This is a genomic window from Baekduia sp. (assembly GCF_035685985.1).
GTDB lineage: Bacteria > Actinomycetota > Thermoleophilia > Solirubrobacterales > Solirubrobacteraceae > Baekduia.
Map to the genome: position 1 here is coordinate 1 of NZ_DASRZV010000008.1, position 20,261 is coordinate 20,261.

The following is a 20,261-nucleotide window of genomic DNA, read 5'->3' on the forward strand; positions in this document are numbered from 1 at the left end:
CGCTCGCACGACACGACGATCGAGGTCGACCTGGAGCTGGCGAAGTCCGAGACCAGCGACAACCCCGTCTACTACGTGCAGTACGCCCACGCGCGGATCAGCGCGGTGCTGCGCAAGGCGGGCGTCGAGCGGGTCGCGGACGCGCTGGCCGAGGGCTTCCCGGCGGCGGGCCTGTCGCTGCATCCGAGCGAGCGCGCGCTGATCGCCAAGCTGCTGGCGTGGCCGGCCGAGGCGACCGAGGCCGCCGACCGCCGCGCGGTCCATCGCGTGGCCGCCTACGCGCTGGAGCTGTCGCAGGCGTTCTCGGCCTTCTACCGCGACTGCCAGGTCGTGGGCGTGGAGCCCGAGGAGCTGGAGACGTTCCGGATCGCGCTGTGCGTCGTGACGCGGCGGACGATCGCGCGGGCGCTGGATCTCCTCGGCGTCTCGGCGCCCGAGGAGATGTAGCGCCCGGCGCCGCTACAGGTTGTAGATGAAGTCCAGGCCCAGGTGCGACAGCGCCGCCTGGGCCTTGGAGTTCAGGACCGTCAGCTCGCCGCTGAGGATCAGCACGCCCATCGCGATGAGGATCGCGCCGGAGACCGCGGTCACCAGGACGTGGCGGTCGCGCAGCCAGCGGAACGCGGAGGTGGCGCGGTCGAAGGCGACGGCGGTGACCAGGAACGGGATCGCCAGGCCGAGGCTGTAGAAGGCCAGCAGCAGCCCGCCCTTGCCGACGGTGTCGGACGTGGAGGCGGCGGCCAGGATCGACGCGAGCGTCGGGCCGACGCACGGCGTCCACGCGACCGCGAAGGCCAGGCCTGCGATGACCGGCCCGCCGGCGCCGGCGCGGGTGATCAGCGCCTCGGGGCGCCACTCGCGGTTCAGGCGCGGGACGAACAGCGTGCAGACGAAGAAGACGCCGAGCACGACGATCAGCCAGCCGGCGATGCGGTTCAGCGTCGTCTGGTGGTCGTGCAGCGTGGAGCCGATGCCGGTCGCGCTCATGCCCAGCGCGACGAACATCACCGTGAACGACAGGCAGAAGATGATCGCCGGGCCGAGGATCTTGCCCAGCGGGCGCTCCTGGCCGCGGATCTCCTCGAGGCTCACCCCGGAGATGGCGGAGAGGTAGCCGGGCACGAGCGGCAGGACGCAGGGGGAGATGAACGACACGAAGCCGACCGCGAAGGCGGCGAAGACCGTGGTGTCGACCTGTCCGGCGGCGATGATCATCAGGGAGCTAGACCTCGTAGCGAGCGAGATCTTCCTCCAAGCGGCGCGCGTCCGCGTCGGTCAGGGCCGGGCCTTGGTCGAGATCGTCGCCGGCCCCGCCGCGCTTCTTGCGCCACTTCGGCACGAAGTAGAGGCCGGCGGCGAGCGCGATCACGACGATCGCGATCGGGACGAGGTACGCGGCGGCGCCAAAGCCCTTGTCCTTCGGGAGCGCGAGGACGCGGTCGCCGTACTGGGCGACGAGCTCGTCCTTGATCTCCTGCTTGGTCTTGCCCTGGGCGACGAGCTGGCGGATGTAGGACCGCTCCTGGGCGGCCTGGGGCGACTCGGCGATGTCGAGCGGGACGCCGCAGGCGACGCACATGACCTCGTCCTCGACGTCGGTGACGGAGGTCTTGGGGGTGGCGGCGGTGGCGGTGGCCGCCGTCGTCGCGATGGGCAGCGCGGCGAGCAGCAGCGCTGCCAGGAGCGTCGCCAGCTTGCGGATCATGCCGACGCCTTCGCCTTCTCGATCGCGCTGTCGAGGAACTTCTGCGAGATCTGGCCGCGCGAGATCGCGACGATCCGGCCCTTGCGGTCCAGGACGAAGGTCTCCGGGAGCTTGGAGGTCCCGTACTTCTGGGCCAGCTTGGTCTCCATGTCGCGCACCGACGGGTACGTGATCCCGTGCTCGCGCTCGAACTGCACGGACTTGTCGGAGACGTCCTGGTAGGTCGCGCCGAAGACCGTGCCGTCCCCGGACGCGGTGAGCGCCTTCTGCGCCTTCTCCAGCACCGACGCCTCGTCGATGCACGGCTCACACCACGACGCCCAGAAGTTCAGGACGACGACCTTGCCGCTGTAGTCGGCCAGCGACTTCTGGCCGCTGCCGTCCAACAGCGGCCGCTCCAGCGTCCGACCCGGCGCGACCGGCAGCTCGCCCTTCTTGACCGCATCGTCCAACGACGTGTCATCCCCACCGTGCACGACCCCGTACACGAGCAACCCGACCAACGCCAGCGCCAAAACCCCGACGACGATCGGCACCAAACCCCGCTGACGCTTCTCGGTCACGGCCCACAGGGTAATCCGGTCGCCCCTCCGGCGACCGTTCCACCTCCATCATCCCTCCGCTAGACTTTCCCCACCCGCGCGGGTGTAGCTCAGTTGGCAGAGCGTCGGCTTCCCAAGCCGAAGGTCGCGGGTTCGACCCCCGTCGCCCGCTTAGAACGAAAGCCCTGGAATCCCAGGGCTTTCGTCGTTCCGGGCGCCGGGACGGAACCGATCTATCGACGCTCATCCCACTAGTTCATCCCACCGACGGCGGCAGGATTGCGCGAGGAACGGCACGAACCTCCCGGCGGCGTGCCACTTCGGTGTGCATGGTCAGCAGACGACCGCTTGATGGTCGAGAATGAATGAACGTGACCGTCCGGGTCGACATAGAGCCTGAGGTTCTGGAGTGGGCAACCGCGCGGTCTGGGCTTGACCGCGAGGAAATCCTGCGTCACTTCCCGAGGTTCGACAAATGGGTTGGACGCGATGGGCCTGGGCCGACGCTTCGCCAGCTGGAGAGCTTTGCCCAGCGCACGCACACACCGGTTGGGATGCTCCTGCTCCCGACGCCGCCCCGTGACGAGTTGCCCGTCCCGGACTATCGGACCTTCGGGGACGCTGGCGTACGAGAGCCTTCGGCGGACCTGCTGGACGCGGTCTTCCTATGTGAACAGCGGCAGGACTGGTACCGGGATTACGCGCTGAGCGTAGGCGAAGATCCCCGTGCCTTCGTCGGGTCTGTGGGTCTGGGAAGCGATCCGGTTGTCGTTGCCGACAGCATCCGCGCAGCGCTGGGATTCCAGGTCGAGCAGCGACGCAGTCACCCCACGTGGACGGAGGCGCTGCGTGCCCTGATCGACTTGACCGAGAACATCGGGATTCTGGTCATGGTCAGTGGGATCGTCGGTGCGAACACGCACCGCAAGCTCGATCCGGCGGAGTTCCGAGGCTTCGCGCTTGTCGACGACATCGCGCCGTTGATCTTCATCAACGGCGTCGACACCAAGGCCGCTCAGATCTTCACCCTTGCTCACGAGGTCGCGCATGTGTGGCTCGGTCAGTCTGCGGTTTCCAATCCGCGACTCGACCGTCCCAACGAGAGCAACGAGACGGAGCGCTGGTGCGACTCCGTGGCGGCGGAGGTGCTGGTCCCGGTCCGGAGCTTTCAGGAGCGGTTCAATCCCCGGGTAGCGCTCGACGGCGAACTCCAGCGGCTTGCGCGCGAGTACAAGGTCAGCACCCTCGTCATCTTGCGGCGTGCTTATGACGCGGGTTTCTTGACCTGGGATGCCTACCGCGACGCTTACAAGGCGGAGTTGGATCGCGTCATGGAGATCGTGGGTCAGGAGGGTAAGGGCGGCGACTTCTATAACACCCAGCCGCTACGTGCTAGCCGGCGCTTCTCCCGAGCAATCATCGCCAGCACCCTGGAAGGACGGACGTTGTACCGCGACGCGTTTCGCCTTCTCGGCCTCAGAAAGACCGAAACCTTCGAGAAGCTCGGCCAGGCGTTGGAGGTGTCTTGATGTACCTCCTGGACTCCAACGTGTTCATGCAGGCCAAGAACCAGCACTACGGCTTTGACTTCTGTCCCGCATTCTGGGATTGGCTGGACGTCGCGAACGCTGCTGGCCGGGTGGCCAGTGTGGTCAAGGTCGGTGACGAGCTAAAGGCAGGCGGGGACGAGCTGGTGGGCTGGGCGTCGGCGCGCACGGCCTTCTTTTTCGAGCCTGATGACGGAGTAATCACCAGCGCGCGCGTGCTCAGCGGCTGGGCGATGGGCGCGAGCCAATACACAGGCGCCGCGCGGAACGAGTTCCTTGCATCGGCGGACTACTACCTGGTTGCTCACGCTCACGCCCAAGGGCATGTCGTCGTGACCCACGAGATTGCGGCGCCGAACAGCCAGAAGCGCATCAAAATCCCGGACGCGTGCAACGCGCTGGGGGTTCGGTGCATCAACCCGTTCGCGATGCTGCGAGCGGAGCAAGTCAGCTTCGTGCTTGGCGCCTGAGACCGACGTCGCTCGGTCCATGCGGGATGCAGGCTTCCGTCAGTCGTCGTGGCCTGGCGCCGACTCTGGAGGCTGCGGGAGATCAGGCACCCCCATCAATCGCGTGATGCGGTGGTGGATTCCTTCTGCTAACCCGGTCGCGGTACCAACCCCTATCCCGAGGGCGACACCTGCGATGACGATGCCTGCGGGCACCGTCACGAGCACGAGGGGTTCGCCCGTCGCCGCATATCCCAGCGCTGCGCCTGTCGTGCCTGTCGTTGCGCCTATTAGGGAAGCCAGCGCCTTAGCGCCGAGTGGCGAGGACTCGAAGGGGATGATCGCCTCGAATGCCAGGTACTCGGCAAAGCGAGACGGTCCGATCTTCTCCCCGAAGGGAACATCGGGGTCGAAGTAGAACCGGAACGATTGCCTGCGTCCGAGTGCACCGTCGATCAAGAACGGGAGACCCCAAGGTCGCAGGTTGCGCCGGAACGCGCGCGGTCCGTCTTCCATGAAGAACGCCCCGAGAGCGCTCGCCACCTGTTCAATCTCTGGGGTCTGTCCGTCCGGAAAGCTCCGTGCGGGGATGGTGACGAACGAGAACGACTGCCCGGCACGATCCCGGTTGTAGATCGTCGTCTCGTAAAACTGCGTAGGCCTCATGGCGGTGAGTCTCTTCAAGCAGTCGGACAGGTCACACTCGGGGCAGGGAGCACGTCGCCTGGCAAGGCTGTTCGCCGTTGGCGGTTGATCTGACGGTGGACTTGACCGTGGATCGAGGGTTCACGCCCGCTGCGCCCGCCTTGCAGGCATTTCGGCCCTTCAGCGCTTCCGACCACCCGCACACATGATGAGAGCACAGACCGGGGGTGTGCGGGTGGTCGGAAGCACTTCGGTTGAAAGCCAGCAAGGCGGGCGCAGCGGGCTACGTGAGTGGAGGGACGAAGGGCGGGACAGGTGGTGTGGAAGGGGAGAGGACAACAGCGATGAGGTTGATGGGAGGGAGTGCGGTGCGGGGCGGCGTCGTGTGCGCAGGAGCGCAGGAAGAGAAGAAGTTGGTGGGGAAGTAGATGACGGCCGATCTGTCGGCAAGACGGGTCGACGGCGAGGGGCAGAGGTGGCGGGACGATCACGTCAAGGGGTTGCATCGGGTCGCGGGAGTGGCGGCAATGGACGAGCGGGATTGCGGCAGGTCGCGGCGATCGGCTCGGGCGTCGCCGGGGTCAATGACCACGTCAGCCATCAGCGCGGCTGGCGTCGTCTCGAGCGCCGTCACGATGCGCGCGACCGTCCGCACGCCGGGATCGACTTTCGCGCGCTCGATGCGGCTCCAGTAGGACATGTCCATCTGAACGCTGAGAGCCGCCGCTTCCTGCGTCAGCTCTAGCGCCTTGCGTCGCGCACGGACGTTGTCGGCGAACCGCCGGGTCGCGTCGATCACAGGCTGGGGCGCTCGGCGCCGTGGAAGCGTGCGATGACCTCGGCCAGGTCGCGGATCACGGCGCGGTCCAAGAGGTTCGCTGTGTGGAGGGCGGCGATCTCGGCGGGCGCGGGGAGCTGATCGCGCTCAACCAGCCGATCAGCGATGGCGAGCACCAGGTCGCAGCGGCGCGCCTTCAGCAGCTCGACGTGACCTGCCGTGAGCGGGACGTCGCCAGGCGACTCGGAGTCACCGGCGTCCCAGCCGGTGGCGTCCAAGACGTCGAAGGCGTCACGGAAGATCTCCGCTGCGGCCATCTGCTCCGCCGGGGTCCGGTCGGCGAAGGCGTCGAACCGGTGGTGTTCGAGTTCAAGGATCTCCAGCGTCTGGTGACGCAGGGTTGCCCGCTGGGAGGCGTCGACGTGCACGACGCGCACGTCGTTACGCTGCTTGCTGCTCATGGAGTGCTAGCTCCTTGGGCCATGCCCCCGGCCGTTCGCGCGGCGCGGGGGCGATTTATGTAGTTGGTGCTGCTTGGTGGTCCCTCGCATGGGTGATCGGCGGAGCAACCCTCAGCGAGCGCCCTTCGGCGCGACGAAGGGGCACCGAGGGGGAAGGCGTCGAGGCGGCGCGACCGCTGCCGAGCTCCGCGGGCGCCGAGGTCGCACGGCTCGGGCCTCAGCGCCGTTACGCACGCAGACGACCGCTCGGCGAGACGATCCGTGATCGCCCCTCTCGGTGCCATGCCCGCGCCTCATCGGGCCCCGTCCTCGACAGCGACCGTGGGCAGCTGCGCTTCCAGCGCTGCCGTCAGCCGGTCGGCGTCGTCGGCCGCGCTTCGCGCGTGCGCGTACCTCTGCGCCGTCCGCGCGTCCTCGTGCCCGGCCATCTGCTGGACGCGATCGGCACCGAAGCCCTCGCGCGCGGCGGTCACGAAGCTGTGCCGTAGCCCGTGCCAGCGCACGACGCGCATCCCGATCGCCTCGCACGCCTTCTTGTAGCGCCTGGTCAGCGCGGAAGCGTCGAGCGTGTCGCCCGCAGTGGTGCCAAAGACGGGATCGGCGTCGCGGAGCGCCGGAGGGAATCCGGCAGCGGAGGCGTGTGCGCGCCGCGCAGCGTCGAGGTCGGCAAGCGCCTGGGCGACCTGTCGCGCCATCGGCACGGTCCGGGCCTTGCCGCTCTTCGGCGTGACCTCCTTGCCGAGCACGACCGCGCGGCGGACGTCGATGCGGGCGTCCATCAACGACACGTCGCCCCAGCGGAGGCCGACGATCTCGCCGCGCCGCAGCCCGGCGAAGCCGGAAACGAGGACCGCCGCCGCGTCGCGCACGTCGTCGGCCTCGCGCGCCAGGCGGTGGACGTCCTTCGCGAACGCGCCGCCCGCGGGCATGACGCCGTCCGTGTCGCGGTGCGCTCCGCGGCGCATGGCCGCCGCGACGGCGATGATCTCCGCGGGCATCAGGTAGTCCGTCGAGTCGTCGCGCTCCTCGCCGAGCTTGTCGACGTGCGATGCCGGTTCGCAGGGAGGCCGAGCCTCCGGCGTCGGCGGGGCGGCAGGCGTGGCCGAGGATGCCGCCGATGATCGTCAACTGCTTGTTGATGGTCCGGGGCGACAGCTCGGGCTCGTCGTCCTCGTCGCGGAGAGCGGCCAAGTCATCGCGGAAGTTCGTGAGCGCGCCGACCCCGACGTCGACCAGCCGCATCGGGCCGAGCGCGGGGAGGATGCGCCCGTCGAGCGCTGACCGGTAGTCACGGAGGCTCGACGCCTTGATCCGCTTCACGTCGCGCCGGTGCGAGTACCAGGCTTCCGCCGCCTGGCCGAAGGTGACGACGCGATCGCCTTCGAGCAGTCGCGCCTGCTGCTCCAGCGCGAGCGCTTTGCGCGCGGAGCCGAGTGGCCGTCGCCTGCGTCTCGTCCAGCTCGGACGTCTCGCGCCATGCCTCGATGGCGGCCGGGACCGCCTGCGTCGCGGCATCGACCGTGAGGAAGCCCTCGGCCGGGCGGCCGCGCCGCTCGCGCCAGTCGCCGATCGTCTTCCCGTTCGGCTTGGCCCCGGCATCGTCAACGCGCACCAGCCAACCCGGCCCGAGCAGGCGCTCGACATACCGCGAGCCGTCACGCCAACGGGCATAGATCCGCGGTCCCGCGCCCTGGTCCTTGACGCGCAGCGTCGCCACGCCTCAGACCTTGTTATCCGTAAACCGGAAGCTCATCCCACCGAACATCCCACACACTGGGGAGGTTAACAAGGCCCACTAAGCCCTTTGATTGCAATGAATCTGTGGGTCTGTCGCGTACCAGACACGTCCATCAGATTTCTCAAGCCGAAGGTCGTGGGTTCGACCCCCGTCGCCCGCTTTTCGAGAGTCCCTGGAGTTGCCGGACTTTCGGCTTGGTCGCGCTCTCTGGAGCAGTGGTTCATGCGCGCGATGGGTGATTTCCGCGAAGTCAGCGGCCGCGTCTTCCGGCGCGAAGGCGAGCGCTCAGGTCCGGTTTGGTACGCGAAATATCGGCTGCCGGACGGGCGTCAGGTCCAGCGAAGATCGGGCCGGCGTGGACGGAGCGGGGAGACCGGCTTGCGGCTTCTTCGCCGAGCGGACGGCTGAGGCGTGGCTGCGCGATGTCCGGGACCAGGCCCGCGCCGGCACTTTGGCGGGGATGGTCCGTACCAACGCGACCCGTCGCCGACGCCTGTTTCGGATGGCGTCGCTGCTCCGCCGAGGAGCGCGGCTGCTCGCCGGGCACGATGCGCGGCCGCCGCTCCGAGGTACGGGCGCACCTTCTGCCGGCCTTCGACGAGATGCCGTTGGAGCCCGTGACCACCCGCGACATCGAGCGCCGGCGCTCCGGCCTGCCCGGCCGCCTCTCGGTCCGCACCAAGAACAAGCTTCCGACGGAACTCCGCGGCATCTGCAAGCGGGCCAAGAAAACCTGGGGCCTCCCACTCAGCCCGGTTCTCGAAGTCGAACCCCCTCCGCGAGCGACCGCGCGTCGACTTCGAGGCCTACCCACCCGAAGAAGTCCTCGCGGCCGTCCCCGCTTCGCCTTCCGAGCAAGACGCCGCGATCTTCCTCACCGCCGCCTTGACCGGCCTACGACGCGGCGAGCTGATCGCTCTCCGCTGACGGGATGTCGACTTCCCCGCCTCGGGTGATCCGCATTCGCCGCGCGCACTCGTACGGCGCGCTGACCGTGCCGAAGTCGGGAAAGCCCGCGCCGTGCCGCTCGCCCCCGAGGTCGCCCAAGCGCTCGCCCGCCTGTCGACCCGACCGCTCTGGACCGGCGAAGAAGACCTCGTCTTCCCCCGGCGAGACCGGCCACTTCCTCGACGTCTCCGCACTCCGCCGCCGCTACACCGTGGCCCAGCAGCTCGCAGGCATCAAGGCGCTCCGCTTCCACGACCTCCGCCACACGTTCGGCACCCGCATGATCGCCGTCGCCGACATCGTGCGCGTGAAGGAGTGGATGGGCCACGCCGACATCGAGACGACGACGCGCAACCTGCACTTCGCGCCGCGCCCGGAAGACGCGGAGCTTGTGGCGAAAGCGGTCCGGCTCGCAAACGACGAAGCCTCCTCCGGCACCTGGACGCCCGCGCTGATGGACGACGCCCCGATCGCCGGCTGACGTGCCGGAGCACGACCCGGCCCGCGCCCTCACGCCTATGACCGCACCCACCCGCGTTGACCGCACCCACCAGTGTTGCCCTCGCCGAACCGCTCCTCACCGCCGACGACGTCGCCGAACTCCTCTCGATCCCTCGATCCAGCGTCTACGAGTACACCCGCCACCAGCACAACCCGCTGCCGTCGATTCCCGTCGGCCGCTACCGCCGCTTCCACCGCAGCGCCCTCGAAGCCTGGCTGACGGCTTGCCAGTCCGCCGGACCCCGCAGTATCCTCAACCAGTAGAGCAACATCCTTAACAAATCGCCCCCGCGCCGCTGGAACGGCCGGGGGCACGGCCCAAGGAGACAGAACCTCCATGAGCACCCAGCAGCGTAATAGCGCCTGCCTGGTCGCCGTCGACCCGTCCACGGCCGACGTCCTCCGCCGCCAGACCCTCACGGTCCTGGAGGCCAACCACTACTACTTCGAGGAGATCCTCGAATTCGGTCCCGAGGCGCAGCATGCGCTCTCGGTCATCTACCGCGACGCCTTCGCCGTCCTCGACGCGATCGGCTGGCGCCGCCCCGACGAACCCGTGGCCGTCGACGTCCCGTTCACCGCCGGCTTCATCGAGCAGCTCCACCGCCGGCGCTACGACCTCGGCCACACCAACATCGACCGCGTGTCGCAGGAGACCTGGGACCAGGCGGTCGTCGACCGCGACCGCGAAGCCGCCATCACCCTCGACCGGCTCCTGGCCCAGGTCTAGACGAAGGACGCGCGGGCGGCGTCCACCGCCGCCCGCACCTTCGCCCGCTCCGCGTCGTCCAGCCGCAGCCACGGCCGCACCCGAACCTCCGGGACGCGCGGCAAGCCAATCATCTTGGTCAGCTTCGCCGCCAAGTCCGGATCGGCCGTGAGGTAGGTCACCAGCGCGAAGTCGCTGTAGGCATAGGCGTCGATGATCCGCTCCAGACGCTCGTCCGTCTTCTGCGTGAACTCGATCTCCAACGCCGACACCTTGACGCCCCGCTCCAGCAGAAGATCCGGCCACCGCGTCTGCTGACCCCGCGGCGCACCGTCTAGTCGCACGCTGTACCTCGGCGCCTCACCAAGCCGCTGCCGCTCACCTTCCAGCGCTCGCGCCTCCTGCTCCGTGGGCACTTGCGCGCCGGCGTACCTCGCGCTCGTCTCGACGAGCGCGCACAGCCACCCGATCGCCAGCCCATGCGTCTGATGCAGCTCCGCTTTCGGCGCCCGTCTCGGCCGATGCCCGATCGCCTTCGCACCCGCCGGCGTCAACGACACGATCCACGGCTCCACCACCGACCGCCGCTCCAAGCGCACCAACCCGCTGGCCTCCAATCGCTTGAGCCGCACCCTCACGTTCTGCACCGCGATGCCGAACCGCATCGCCAGCAGCGCGACGCTCGTGTACCGGAACCGATCGATCCACTTCACGAACTCCCGATCCCGCGCGGCCTCCCGCGACCCATGCCGCGCCCTCCACACCAACTCCCCAGGCTCCATGACCACCAAGGCGCAATACGACCCACCTTCCGGCACCTGAAGACCCCACCGGGCTGCCGCCCGGCAACCCCACCAACAACCTCAGCCTCGGACGGGCTTGACCACCCGCTCTCGCCATCGCTACGAAGTACATGGTGTGAGCGGGTGGTCAAGCACGCCCGAGGCGCCACAACCCACCAACCACAAGCCGGGCGGCAGCCCAACCCATGTCACGGAGACACGAGTCCCGACACGGGGCCGAGACACGGCACCAGCGGCCGCGCCGCCACCAACCTCTCCTCCCCCGATGCCCTCTCGACCGCAACGCAGCACCACAGCGTGCGAGCTGAGCGCCTTCGCGGCCAGGTCCCGAGAGCCAGCGAACTCCATGGCGCGGGTGATGACGACCGCTCGGATAGGGTCGGGCTCCTTCGGCCGTTGCGGGTCGTTGAACTCAGTCGTCCCCGACGGCCGGTCGTGGCACGATCTCGCTGACGCTTGGCTTCTCGTCGAGCTTCAGTTGAGTACGCAGTGCGGCCTTCACTCGTCGCTCTGCTACATCGACGTAGGGTTCGTTGATGTCGTAGCCGATAAACCGTCGTTCGAGCTCGACAGCTGCGACTGCGCTGGTGCCCGAGCCGACGAATGGGTCGAGCACGAGGTCTCCGGGCTTTGACGTCAGGGCGATGCAGCGACCTGCGAGCGGTAGCGAGAACTCCGCGCCGTGGCCGTTCTTCCCGTTTGAGGTCGGCAGACACCACACGTCTGTAGGGCGTTTGGCAGACTCGAAGTTCGTATTGGGTCCTCCGAGTCGCGGGTCGAGATCCTTCCAGGCAGCTTTGTTGAAATACGGCGTGCGGTCGACTGATAGATGGAGGACGTATTCGGCCTGTCGCGACACCCGGCTCTTGACCGGCTCCGGCGTCGACGTGTCCTTCCGCCAGGTGATGAAGCTCTTGAGCTTGTAGCCGGCACGCGATGCGCGCTCGGCGATGCGCGATGGGATAGAGCTCAGCTCCGTGTCGTCTAGGTACATGTGGCCGGCGCTGTGGCGCACGGCGCCGTGTTCGGTCCAGCCGCGACGGCTGCCCGGCTTGGCCGACATCTCGTCAAGGCGTTCACGCGCGTTGCCGCGGATCGGGGTGCGCGTGTTGTAGGTGTCCATGATGTTCCACCACACCGAGCCGTGCTGGGCAATCGCGGGCTTAAGCAGGACGAGCAGCTCGATGGTGTGGCGGATGAACCCTTCCGGTGTCTGCTCAAAGCCATACGGGCAGCTTTCGCCGTCGGCCCACCGGACGTTGCGTTCGTTCTCGTAGACGCGCATCCCCCAGTACGGCGATGACGTCGTGACGCACTGGATCGAGCCAGGCTCGAGTCGCGGCAGCAGTTCGAGTGCGTTGCCGACGACCAAGGTGACGTCGTCGATCTTGCGCTCCGATCGCCTAAGAGCGGGGAGATCGGTTGGTGGGGCTTGTGCGCCCTCTAGGAGGAACTTGGGGATCTTGCTGCGCGGGATGAATGTCTCCTGAAACCCATCGACATCGAGCAGGGTCAGGACTTCCGCAAGCGTGAAGGTCTGCGGTCGCGTGCCCGGGCGGTCGAGGGCACGGGCGATAAATGCGCGGCTCATGCCCACGACTGCAGCGACCAGCTCAGCGTCGAACTCGCGCTGCTTCTCCTTCTTACTGTAGTCCCTGGTGAGTCTGTCGACAGGGGACTTGGGGGTGATGTCCTCGATCACTTCGACGACCGTCGCGGCATCGAAGCAACGATATCTTCGGGCCCGGCGTCGCGCGCAGCCGCCGACCGGCGAGGTCAACCACCGGGTCCCCTGCTTGCTACGTCGATCGGGAGTCGAAGCTCGCAACCAGCCATTCGCGGATGTCGTCCCATTCAGGGTCGATCTTGCGCTTGGCGGCCCGCCGCGCCTCTTGCATCGCGGCGATGCCGGCGATCAGGTCGTCGGCCCTAGCGAAGTCAGCCTTCTTGCCGCCGGTGTACGGGCTCCGCGCCTTCTCGAACGCGACGAACTCGTTCAACGTCTTGATCCGATCACTTCGGAGGATACCCGCCACCTCCAGCAGCGACCGCACCATAACCTTGTCGTCCGGCGTAACTTGGATCTTGGGCTCAGCTCCGGGACGAAACGCGACCTTGCGCGCCTCGAAATGCGGCACGTACTCAGCGGGTACCGCCAGGCGCCACTCCGCGGTCAGCTCCAGGTCGGCCGCCGTGTCCGCCCATACGCGCTTGGTGACTTTTGCGACGGCCTCGTGGACTGCCTGGACGGTCTCGGGGTCGAGCCGGTGCAGGTTGCTCTGGATGGCGAGCATCACCCGGTTGAGCGGTGTGTCACGCCGACGTGCTGCGTTGCGGTCGCGGTCGGAGCGGTACTGGACGTACTCCACCTCGAGACCAAGCATCTCCGCGGCGCGTTTGCGGGCGCGACCGTCGATGACAACGTCGTCGGCGAGCGCGGCGATCCAGAACTGCCGCAGGAATCCGTGCTCGCGCATTGATGCCAGTAGCGCCTGAAACTCCGGGCCGTTCGGTTCATCCGCGCTGCTGGGGATCAGCGCTCGCACATCGAACTCGGCGGCGCGGAGGCGAGCATTGTCGCCGTCGAGCCGCTCTCGGGCGAGCTCAAGGCCGGGGGTGTAGTCCCGGAGCTCTCCGTCCGGGTAACGGATCAGCGGCGCCTGCCCGGTCAACGCGAGGATCGCGTCGCCGTCGAGTGAGCCCATTGAGATCAGGCCTGCCTCGGCACAAGCTTCCAGCTTGTTGTGCACGTAGGTCGCTTCCCCTGCGAGGTGCAGCTCACGTGGAACCAGAACGCGCAGTCGGCCGATGACGCGCTCGAACAACTCATTCTCGGTCAGCGATTGCGGTGTGCTCGAGCTTCCGACGTCATAGAAGGCGTCGAAGATCGCCAGTCGCGAGGCGTTGTCGGGCGGGAGGTCGATGGCCTTGTCTGCGTGCGTCAGCGTCATCTCAGGCCACCTCGACGAAGTCGTGATCCGCGTCGAGGTCCCACTCCTGCTGAGCGCGGTTCAGCACGCCGTCAAGACGGCTGCGCAGCGTGCTGAGGCGCTGGTAGGTCTCGCCCTGCTTCTCGGGCGCCACGTCCAGCAGGTCGGCGACATCGAAGCGCAGCAGACCTCCAATGTGGAGTGCCGCCCCAGCGCTACGACGCTTGGCGTGCCGGAAGCCGCCGGCGATCGTCTTGATGTCGTCGGCCCTCGCGTCGCGGGCGCTGGCTACGATCTGCAGGGCGGCATCTTCGGAGGCCGCGGCGTTGGCCTGGGTGACGAGCAGCTTGATCTGCGAGGTGGGCATGCGGGCATCGGCAGCCAGGCTGGCGATGGCGACGAACACGCTTCGGAGCTTCGCGACGTTGATCGCGGCGAGAACGCTGTCGGACATGTCCTCCAGGACGTCCGGCGTGACCCCTTCGCGGTCGGCGCGGACCCGGCAGTGCATCGCTCCGACCCAGCGCGCCAGCGTGGCGGCCTTGACGCCGGTCATACGGGCGTAGGCCTTTGCGTCGAGCGTCTGACCCTCCTGCACGGCGCCGCGCACGAAGGCCCGCAGCTCCGCTTCGGTCATCGACAGCCCGTGGGTCTGGTTTAGCTCGACTGACAGGGACCGCGCCTCCAGCGCCGAGACGCCGCGGCATACGTAGGCGGCGATCGTCTCGCGGTCGTTACGCCGGGCAGCGGCCGTGCGCGTGTTGCCGTCGATCAGTTCGTGCTGGTCATTGACGACGATCGCGGGGAACACAGCGCCGCGCTTCATCTGCTCCGCGTACCGATCGACCATGTCCTTCGGCGCGCGGTGTTCGGTCAGGCGAACCTGGTTGCCCTCGACGTCGCGAATCGCGTCAACACGAAGGTTAGGCTCGAACGCGAATTCGATGTGCCGGGCCTCCAAGCGGCTCTCGATCTGCGGTGACGCGCACGGATGCAATGCCCGAGCGTCGGTGGACGGTGTGCGAGCCATCGTTGCGTCTCCTAGCTCGCGACGGCCGCGGTGGCCGGCGCGGTGAGGGTGTCGTCCGCTTGGGCCTCGGCGGCGTCGCCCGCATCGGCGCGCGGGGTGAGGTCCCACTCCCGCTCTGCACGGGCGACGACCTCGTCGAGCCGGTCACGCAGCAGCTTCATCCGCGTGTAGGTGTCAAACTGCTTCTCGGGTGCGACGTCGAGCAGGTCCTCGACGGCGAAGCGCGCGAGCCCGCCGAGGTGCTGGGCCGAGCCCTTCGAGCGTCGATCATCACGGGGACTGAACCCGGAAGCGACCGCACGGATCTCGTCGATGCGCAGCTCGCGCTCGGCGTCGACGACGGCGAGGGCCTCCGACTCCGAGGAGGCCGCGTTGGCCTTAGCCACAAGCTTCTTGACGTCGGCGACCTTCATCCGTGCGTCGGCGGCAAGCTCGGTGGCGCCACGGAACACGGCGGCCAGGCGCGCGGGCTGCAGCGCGGCCCGGGTGCTGGGGGCGAGCACGCTGACGTGGCGCTCGTCGATGTGCTCGCGCTCGGCGCGCGTTCCGAACTGCGATTCGGCCACCCAGCGCGCGATCTTGCTGTCCTTCACGCCGGTCATACGCGACAGCGTGCGGAGATCGGCGTGCTGGCCCTCGCGGACAGCTCCGTCGACGAAGCGCCGGATCTCTTCTTCGGTCATCGCGAGGCCATTGGACTGGTTCAGCTCGACCGACAGCGACCGGGCCTCGAGAGGTGTGAGGCCGTGGCAGATGTAGGCCGCGATCGTCTCGTCGCCGTTCTTGATCCGCGCCTCTAGACGGGTGTTGCCATCGATGCGCTCCAGGCGGTCATTGAGGACGATCGCCGGGAAGGTGGCGCCGTGCTTCATGGCCACCGCGTACTTCTCGACCTGCTCCTTAGGGGCTCGATGCTCGGTGAGGCGGACCTGGTTGCCCTCGGCGTCGCGGATTTCCGCGATTTGGACGTTGGGCTCGAAATCGAAGTCAATGCTGCGCGCCTTGAGCATCTGCTCGATCTGCTGGGAAACGGACGGATGCGCCGTCCTGGAACGAGGGGCCACGGGCCCGTCCTTTCGTTGATGTTGTAGAAAGACTAGCGAATTACGAGCGAAGAACGCAAACGGCGACGCGAGGGCGAGCGGTTCACTATCTCAACAAGGTGCAGATATGCAGGGATATTCTCTTAGAAAGATCTGTCTTCTTCCCTGAACACGGTAGGCAAACGTGTCGCGAAAGCGTGGGCTCCTGGGCGAAATATACGTCCGTACAGCGCGCATATTTTGCTAGGAATCAACGCTCAAAAGGCCTCCAGCGGAGCGACGATTTCTCGGCGACTGGCAACACACCAGACCGGCGGCGTACTCGCGGTGTTCGGTTGGAGCCGGACGTGCGAGGTCCGCGAAGACCGGCTGATGCGCCAGCCGCCAACGGCCATCGTCGGACCGATTAGTCCCTGGGGCTCGCTCGGGCCATGACCCCGTCCTCGATCCTCAGCGCGAGTGGGTCGATCTCCTCGCTCCGCCTGAATGGCCTCCGGCGGCGCTCTCCGTCGACGACGCCAGATGCGGTATCGAAGAAGCCGAACCTGGCGACTAAAGCGCGGGACTTGCTGTTCGCGGGTCGCCGGGCCCTCACGACGATCCCTAAGTTCGTCGGAGAACTTACGCCCGGCCATTTGCGTTACGCGTGCTGACGCTCTAGCGGAGGGCCACGCGGCGCTCACCGCGGCTGCTAATACGAGCCGCTACGTCTCTTCGAACCGTGGGCCGAGCTGGTTCACCCAGCTGCCCAGGCCGATCAACTCAATCAGCATCTCGTTCGCTCGACCGACCGTCCAGGCTGGGTCCCGTTTGATCGCACCGGCCTTGATTAGAATTTGCCCGGCGAGGTCGGCGGCTGTCATGAAGGGATCGAGGCTATCGGCGTAGCTGGCCTCGGTGTCGATATCCGATACCGCGCCAGGCAAGTCCATGATCTGCTCGGCTAGGGCGTGCAGATCCTCGTCGCCGATCGAGAGGGCCCACGAGCGCTCGTCGTGAGCCGCTGGCCACAGCGCCTCGTCTGCGCTTTCCGGCCTGCCGATCACGCCGACCTTCCCGTATCGACTGGCGCGCCCCGCCGGCGGGCCTGCGCGGCGGCATCGGCCCACTCGGCCGCGCGGGTCGCCGGAATCAGAGGTCGGTGCATGTCGCGGGTCGCAGGTCCGCTGCCAACCGCGTTCCGTAACAGCTCTCGATCATCCGGAGCCAGCCGTGCTGCGACCGCAGCGTGGAAACTCACGATCACTGGCGATGCCATGGGGAGATCGTAACCCTGTCCCCAACCGTGTCCCCGACCCCGCAAAAGTGACCCCTGGCGCCCATGCCACCTGCCCCGTAAACTCCGGACACAACCGTAAAACCCCTGCTCAGGGGCCATTCCCAAGCCGAAGGTCGCGAGTTCGACCCCCGTCCTCCTCTCTTGTTCGAAGGCCCTACAGATCGCGGGGCTTTCGTCGTTCTGGGCCGCGTGAGGGCGATCGCCCCGAGCTTGGCGGATCCGCCGGGCGGTGCGGGTTGCGCGCGGGTGGGCCAGAGCAGTGCGCGCGTGGAGAGGCAGTCGGGCGCCTCGCGGCGTGCGCACGTCCTCACAGCAGCAGGCGAAGGACCCGCGTATCGCGCTCGCGGAACCCGAGCGAGGTGTACAGCGCGCGGCCGGCGATCTTCTGGTCGCCGGCGGTGAGGTCGAGGCGGATGGCGCCAGCAGCGCGGGCTTGGGCGGTGTCGTGGTGGACGAGGGTGCGACCGATGCCGCGGGCGTCGCGAATTGGGGGTCGGCCATGAGGGGGCCGAGGTAGGCCTTGGGGCCGGTCAGCGTGCGCGTGACCATGCCGAGGACGTGCGTGTCCTGGACCGCCGCGTGGGTCGGGGAGTCGCCCGGGGGAGACCTCGGAGTCCGGGACGAAGAGCTTCAACAACGGTTGGACAGCGTCGCGGTCGCGTGGCTCCCAGGGGCGGATGACGGTGGGTATCACCGCTCAGGAGGGCGTCTCCAAGATGCGGTGGTAGCTCACCGCGACGTCGTCGTGCCAGGCGCCGGGGGACTCGGCGAGTTGCCAGAGGCCGGTGAAGGACTCGTCGTCGAGGGCGGCGGTGTAGCGCTGGTCGAAGCCGGGAGCGTCGCGCCAGATGTGCAGGGTGCCGGCGTCGCAGGAGATGTCGTAGGTGCGCCGGACGCCGCGGGAGTCGAAGTACTCCATCAACAGGCTGTCGCCCGACTCCCGCGGGCCGATCACGGAGATCGAGTCGGGGAACGACTCGTGGTCGTTGTGGGCGCGCTGGATGAGGTACCGATCGCCGGGGAGCCACTCGAAGGTGGTGTGGCCGGTGACGGCGGCGTCGAGCTTGGGGTGGGTGGACTCGGTGGACCAGTGGCCGATCAGGGTGTCGAAGGACGTCATCGGACGATCTTGAACGCCTTGCGCGCCGGCGTCCCGGAGCCGGTCGGCGTGGCGACCAGGCGATAGGAGCCCGGCTTCAGGCGCGTCGAGCCGAGACGGGCCTTGAAGGTGAAGCGGTCGGTGCCGGCCTTGACCGTCCGGGTGACGCTGCCCGGGACCTTCACCCACCTCACGCACGCCTTGCGCTGCTGGTTGGCCTTGGTCGGCTTCACGCACGTCCCGCCGGCCGAGCGGCCGGGCCCGGCGCGCTCGACGGTGAAGCGCACGGTCGCGGGCATGGTGATGGTGTAGCTCACCTTCGTACCCGTCTTGGCCCGGAACGTCGCGGGCGAGAGCTTGAGCCCCGTGATCCGCGGGACGACCGGCGCGGGCGGGCTGGGCGTGCCCCCGCCGCCGCCTGCACCGCTCCCGCCGCCTCCACCGCCCCCACCCGCCGGCGGCGCCGGCGTGGGGGACACCACCACGTCCCGCGTCACCACCGTCGCGTTCCCGACCCCGTCGACCACCGTGATCGTCACCGTCCGCGCGCCCGCGCCCGCGTACACGTGCGACACGCTCGCGCCATCCTCGACCGGGCTCCCGTCCCCGAAGTCCCAGGTCGCGCTCGCGCCGGTCAGCGCGTCCCAGGGCGCCACCGACATCCCCACCGAAGCCCCCGCCGTGACCGAAGCGGGCACCGCCACGTCCCGCGCCTCCGGCGCGCCCGCGTCCCAGACCGACAGCCGCAGCGCCGCGCTCGTCGCGTCCCGCGCGCTCCACAGCACCGCGGCGTCGCCGTCGCCATCGCCCGCCGGCACGGAGCGGTTCTGCGTGGTCGCCGCGGTCGGCGACAACACCTCGTCGAAGGACCCCAACAACGCTCCGGCGGGCGCGAACGCCGCGGTCAGCGACTTGTCGTCGACCACCAGCAGCGACGTCCCCACCGCGCTCGCCGTCAGGCGCGGCGCCATGCCCGACGGTCCCACCGCCGCGGTCGCTCCGAAGCCCGTCCCGGCGCCGGCTCGCGACGCCATGCTCAGCCCGGCGCCCTGCGCCAGCGTCGGCCAGGCGAACGACGTCCGCCCCGACGCGTCGGCGACCAGCGCGCCGTCGTTCAGCGGCGCCGGCAGCGTGTTGTTCACCGTGTTGGCCTCGAAGTCGTGCGGGATGGCGCCGGGGAACGTCCCGCTCGGGCCCGCGGTCCGCCACCGGCCTTCCCAGACCGTCAGGGTCTTGTTCTGCGCGCTGTCGGTGAGCGCTCGCAGCCACACGACCGACGCCTCGCCCGCGGCGTCGAAGACGACCTTCGGCACGTTGAAGTAGACGGACTGGTTGGCCGCGGGCGTGACGGTCCACGCGGCCACCGGCGACGCGAACGAGAACGCGCCCGCCGCGCGGTAGGCGGTCATCAGCCGGCCCTGTGCGCCGCTGCTGTCGGCCCAGGCCAGCAGGATGTCCGAGGCCGGCCCCGCCGCGATCGCCGGCGCGTGCGGGTCGGTGCCGCCGGCGATCGTCGTCGGCGACGAGAACGCGCCGGCCGTCCCGCGGACCGAGACCTTCACCTGGCCGCCCTCCACCCACGCGACCGCGACCGTCCCGTTCGGCGCGATCGCCAGCACCGGCGCCCCGCCGACCCCGGATCCCGACAGCGGCACCGCCACCGGCTGCCACGGGCCGCCCGCCGGCCGCGTCGCCGCGCGCACGTACCCGCCCTCCAGCCACGCGACCGCCTGGGCGCCCGACGGGTTGGTGGCGAGCGTCACGCCCGACACGCTCGCGCCGCCCGAGAGCGTCGCCGGCGCGCCCCACGGCCCGCCCGCGGGCCGGTCGGCGACGACCAGGTCCGCCGCCGCGCCGCCCGACAGCCACGCGGCGGTCAGCGCGCCGCCGGGGCCGAAGGCGAGGCCGGCGGGGAAGACCAGCGTCGGGCCCGGCGCGACCAACCCGACCGGGTCCGGCGCCCAGCCCGCGGCGGACGCCCACGACGGCGCGACGGCGACCACGACCAGCATCGACAAGGCCAAGAACGTTCTCCGCACGGGCGCCATCCTGCT

General features: G+C 68.7%; 23 protein-coding genes, 1 tRNA gene and 1 pseudogene. 8 read left to right on the plus strand and 17 right to left on the minus strand.

All coding sequences use genetic code 11. From position 1 onward, the window contains the following. On the plus strand, nucleotides 1-447 hold a 447-nt coding region (locus VFG42_RS02325), incomplete at its 5' end, for a DALR anticodon-binding domain-containing protein (RefSeq protein WP_324904841.1). 12 nt (nucleotides 448-459) lie between these two features. Here VFG42_RS02325 and VFG42_RS02330 read toward each other — a convergent pair. From VFG42_RS02330 to VFG42_RS02340, 3 genes are read right to left on the minus strand one after another with little or no spacing between them, the layout of a single operon-like run. Next, entirely contained in the window at nucleotides 460-1,215 is a 756-nt protein-coding gene (locus VFG42_RS02330; protein ID WP_324904843.1) for a cytochrome c biogenesis CcdA family protein, read from the minus strand. 7 nt (nucleotides 1,216-1,222) lie between these two features. After that, entirely contained in the window at nucleotides 1,223-1,705 is a 483-nt protein-coding gene (locus tag VFG42_RS02335) for a cytochrome c-type biogenesis protein (protein WP_324904845.1), read from the minus strand. Continuing rightward, nucleotides 1,702-2,268, minus strand: coding sequence for a TlpA disulfide reductase family protein (locus tag VFG42_RS02340; RefSeq protein WP_324904847.1), 567 nt, complete (start codon nucleotides 2,266-2,268; stop codon nucleotides 1,702-1,704). Before VFG42_RS02340 ends, VFG42_RS02335 begins: the two co-directional genes overlap by 4 nt. Before the next feature lie 78 nt (nucleotides 2,269-2,346). Here VFG42_RS02340 and VFG42_RS02345 point away from each other — a divergent pair. The 3 genes from VFG42_RS02345 (at nucleotide 2,347) to VFG42_RS02355 (ending at nucleotide 4,264) form a co-directional block, all read left to right on the plus strand. Beyond that, nucleotides 2,347-2,419 (plus strand) — tRNA-Gly (locus VFG42_RS02345). Nucleotides 2,420-2,612: 193 nt separating this feature from the next. Continuing rightward, nucleotides 2,613-3,776 (plus strand): ImmA/IrrE family metallo-endopeptidase, encoded by a 1,164-nt coding sequence (locus VFG42_RS02350; RefSeq protein ID WP_324904849.1) that lies wholly within the window; start codon nucleotides 2,613-2,615, stop codon nucleotides 3,774-3,776. Next, complete coding sequence (locus VFG42_RS02355; RefSeq protein WP_324904851.1) at nucleotides 3,776-4,264, plus strand: DUF4411 family protein; 489 nt, start codon at nucleotides 3,776-3,778, stop codon at nucleotides 4,262-4,264. The genes VFG42_RS02350 and VFG42_RS02355 overlap by 1 nt, the downstream gene beginning before the upstream one ends. A 39-nt stretch (nucleotides 4,265-4,303) precedes the next feature. Here VFG42_RS02355 and VFG42_RS02360 read toward each other — a convergent pair whose 3' ends face one another. The 4 genes from VFG42_RS02360 to VFG42_RS02375 all read right to left on the minus strand — a co-directional run bounded on the left by VFG42_RS02360 (nucleotide 4,304) and on the right by VFG42_RS02375 (nucleotide 7,056). After that, nucleotides 4,304-4,909 carry a hypothetical protein gene (locus tag VFG42_RS02360; RefSeq protein WP_324904853.1) on the minus strand — a complete coding sequence of 202 codons (606 nt, stop codon included), beginning with the start codon at nucleotides 4,907-4,909 and terminating at the stop codon, nucleotides 4,304-4,306. A 466-nt stretch (nucleotides 4,910-5,375) separates the two neighbouring features. Beyond that, nucleotides 5,376-5,687 (minus strand): helix-turn-helix transcriptional regulator, encoded by a 312-nt coding sequence (locus tag VFG42_RS02365; RefSeq protein ID WP_324904855.1) that lies wholly within the window; start codon nucleotides 5,685-5,687, stop codon nucleotides 5,376-5,378. Then, nucleotides 5,684-6,127 (minus strand): hypothetical protein, encoded by a 444-nt coding sequence (locus VFG42_RS02370; protein WP_324904857.1) that lies wholly within the window; start codon nucleotides 6,125-6,127, stop codon nucleotides 5,684-5,686. The genes VFG42_RS02365 and VFG42_RS02370 overlap by 4 nt, the downstream gene beginning before the upstream one ends. Before the next feature lie 293 nt (nucleotides 6,128-6,420). Then, nucleotides 6,421-7,056, minus strand: coding sequence for a site-specific integrase (locus VFG42_RS02375; RefSeq protein WP_324904859.1), 636 nt, complete (start codon nucleotides 7,054-7,056; stop codon nucleotides 6,421-6,423). 169 nt (nucleotides 7,057-7,225) lie between these two features. Here VFG42_RS02375 and VFG42_RS02380 point away from each other — a divergent pair, with 169 nt between their 5' ends. Further along, nucleotides 7,226-7,408 carry a hypothetical protein gene (locus VFG42_RS02380; protein ID WP_324904861.1) on the plus strand — a complete coding sequence of 61 codons (183 nt, stop codon included), beginning with the start codon at nucleotides 7,226-7,228 and terminating at the stop codon, nucleotides 7,406-7,408. Here the strand turns inward: VFG42_RS02380 and VFG42_RS27475 are convergent. Further along, a pseudogene (locus VFG42_RS27475) lies at nucleotides 7,376-7,447 on the minus strand (hypothetical protein); the annotation flags it as partial. The gene VFG42_RS02380 and the pseudogene VFG42_RS27475 sit on opposite strands and share 33 nt — an antisense overlap. Further along, entirely contained in the window at nucleotides 7,416-7,844 is a 429-nt protein-coding gene (locus VFG42_RS02385) for a hypothetical protein (protein WP_324904864.1), read from the minus strand. The pseudogene VFG42_RS27475 and the gene VFG42_RS02385, both read right to left, overlap by 32 nt. 952 nt (nucleotides 7,845-8,796) lie before the next feature. Between VFG42_RS02385 and VFG42_RS02390 the strand changes: the two genes are divergently transcribed. From VFG42_RS02390 to VFG42_RS02400, 3 genes are all read left to right on the plus strand, one after another. Further along, the gene (locus tag VFG42_RS02390) at nucleotides 8,797-9,294 is read left to right on the plus strand and encodes a tyrosine-type recombinase/integrase (protein WP_324904867.1); all 498 of its coding nucleotides are present in this window, start codon (nucleotides 8,797-8,799) and stop codon (nucleotides 9,292-9,294) included. Nucleotides 9,295-9,350: 56 nt separating this feature from the next. Further along, a complete protein-coding gene (locus VFG42_RS02395; RefSeq protein ID WP_324904869.1) occupies nucleotides 9,351-9,578 on the plus strand; it encodes a helix-turn-helix domain-containing protein in 228 nt (75 codons plus the stop codon). Nucleotides 9,579-9,651: 73 nt separating this feature from the next. Then, a complete protein-coding gene (locus VFG42_RS02400) occupies nucleotides 9,652-10,044 on the plus strand; it encodes a hypothetical protein (RefSeq protein WP_324904870.1) in 393 nt (130 codons plus the stop codon). On the opposite strand, the gene VFG42_RS02405 is transcribed toward VFG42_RS02400, so the two are convergent. The 8 genes from VFG42_RS02405 to VFG42_RS02440 all read right to left on the minus strand — a co-directional run bounded on the left by VFG42_RS02405 (nucleotide 10,041) and on the right by VFG42_RS02440 (nucleotide 20,246). Continuing rightward, a complete protein-coding gene (locus VFG42_RS02405) occupies nucleotides 10,041-10,736 on the minus strand; it encodes a hypothetical protein (RefSeq protein ID WP_324904871.1) in 696 nt (231 codons plus the stop codon). The genes VFG42_RS02400 and VFG42_RS02405 overlap by 4 nt on opposite strands. A 502-nt stretch (nucleotides 10,737-11,238) precedes the next feature. Continuing rightward, nucleotides 11,239-12,606, minus strand: a complete 1,368-nt coding sequence (locus VFG42_RS02410) for a site-specific DNA-methyltransferase (RefSeq protein ID WP_324904873.1) — start codon at nucleotides 12,604-12,606, stop codon at nucleotides 11,239-11,241. Nucleotides 12,607-12,625: 19 nt separating this feature from the next. Next, nucleotides 12,626-13,777: a hypothetical protein gene (locus VFG42_RS02415; protein WP_324904875.1), complete on the minus strand. Its 1,152-nt coding sequence runs from the start codon at nucleotides 13,775-13,777 to the stop codon at nucleotides 12,626-12,628. 1 nt (nucleotide 13,778) lies between these two features. Beyond that, nucleotides 13,779-14,786 carry a hypothetical protein gene (locus VFG42_RS02420; RefSeq protein ID WP_324904877.1) on the minus strand — a complete coding sequence of 336 codons (1,008 nt, stop codon included), beginning with the start codon at nucleotides 14,784-14,786 and terminating at the stop codon, nucleotides 13,779-13,781. Nucleotides 14,787-14,797: 11 nt separating this feature from the next. Continuing rightward, nucleotides 14,798-15,850 (minus strand): hypothetical protein, encoded by a 1,053-nt coding sequence (locus tag VFG42_RS02425; RefSeq protein ID WP_324904879.1) that lies wholly within the window; start codon nucleotides 15,848-15,850, stop codon nucleotides 14,798-14,800. Nucleotides 15,851-16,533: 683 nt separating this feature from the next. Continuing rightward, complete coding sequence (locus VFG42_RS02430) at nucleotides 16,534-16,875, minus strand: hypothetical protein (protein WP_324904881.1); 342 nt, start codon at nucleotides 16,873-16,875, stop codon at nucleotides 16,534-16,536. A 930-nt stretch (nucleotides 16,876-17,805) separates the two neighbouring features. Beyond that, nucleotides 17,806-18,228 (minus strand): hypothetical protein, encoded by a 423-nt coding sequence (locus VFG42_RS02435; RefSeq protein WP_324904883.1) that lies wholly within the window; start codon nucleotides 18,226-18,228, stop codon nucleotides 17,806-17,808. Continuing rightward, complete coding sequence (locus VFG42_RS02440) at nucleotides 18,225-20,246, minus strand: PKD domain-containing protein (protein ID WP_324904885.1); 2,022 nt, start codon at nucleotides 20,244-20,246, stop codon at nucleotides 18,225-18,227. The genes VFG42_RS02435 and VFG42_RS02440 overlap by 4 nt, the downstream gene beginning before the upstream one ends. Between the last annotated feature and the right edge of the window lie 15 nt (nucleotides 20,247-20,261).